Source organism: Aeromonas sp. QDB31 (genome assembly GCF_027707605.1).
In the GTDB taxonomy this organism is placed as follows: Bacteria; Pseudomonadota; Gammaproteobacteria; order Enterobacterales; family Aeromonadaceae; genus Aeromonas; species Aeromonas media.
Map to the genome: position 1 here is coordinate 1 of NZ_JAPCIX010000064.1, position 696 is coordinate 696.

A 696-nucleotide genomic window follows, 5' to 3' on the forward strand; every position below is an offset into this window, starting at 1 on the left:
TTGGGTTTCAGCGGTGCCTGGCGCAGCCAGGTCAACCAGGTGATGCTGCTGCCGGCCTTGAGCTTCAACAGCTCGTCCAGCTTGGCCCGATGCGAGTCCGTGAGTGGTTCGACCAGGGCGCGGTAGACCCGCCGATTGGCTCGCGCAATGGCTTCCGAGCAGGCCCGGTCAATCACGCTCAGCGCCGGCAGGATGCGTCGTTTCTGCCGTAGGCTCTCCAGGGCCTGACCGGCCAGCAGCAAGCCTTTGTCGGTCTGCTGGGCCAGCTCGGTTAGCTCGCGCACCAGGGCGCGGAAGTCGGACAGGCCGAACGGGGCCAGTTGCAGGTAGGTGCGCAGTTCCTGGGCATGCTCGCGACGGGTCACGTCGCGCTCGCCGTACTTTGCCCAGCTCGCCGGCTCGGCCTGGACTTGCTTCGCCACCCACAGGATGACCGGCTCGGGCAGCTCGCTGTCGGTTCCCAGCGCGTAACCGGGGTAGCGCAGCAGGCAGAGCTGCACGGCGAAGCCGAGGCGGTTGGCGTCGCCGCGTCGCTGGCGGATCAGCGACAGGTCGGAGTCGTTGAAGGTGTAGTAGCGGATCAGGTCATCCTGGCTTTCCGGCAGCGCAAGCAGGGTGTCCCGCTCCGTGGCCGAGAGGATCAAGCGACGCGGCATGTGTCAGTCGTCCGTGCGGAGGTACTGGTAGAGGGTTTCC

1 protein-coding gene is annotated in these 696 nt (G+C 66.8%); it reads right to left on the reverse strand.

The window, feature by feature from the left end; genetic code table 11:
• Positions 1-656, reverse strand: a 656-nt coding sequence (locus tag PG898_RS21180) for a DUF4158 domain-containing protein (RefSeq protein WP_047279295.1), incomplete at its 3' end; no start/stop codon positions are given.
• Positions 657-696: the final 40 nt, after the last annotated feature.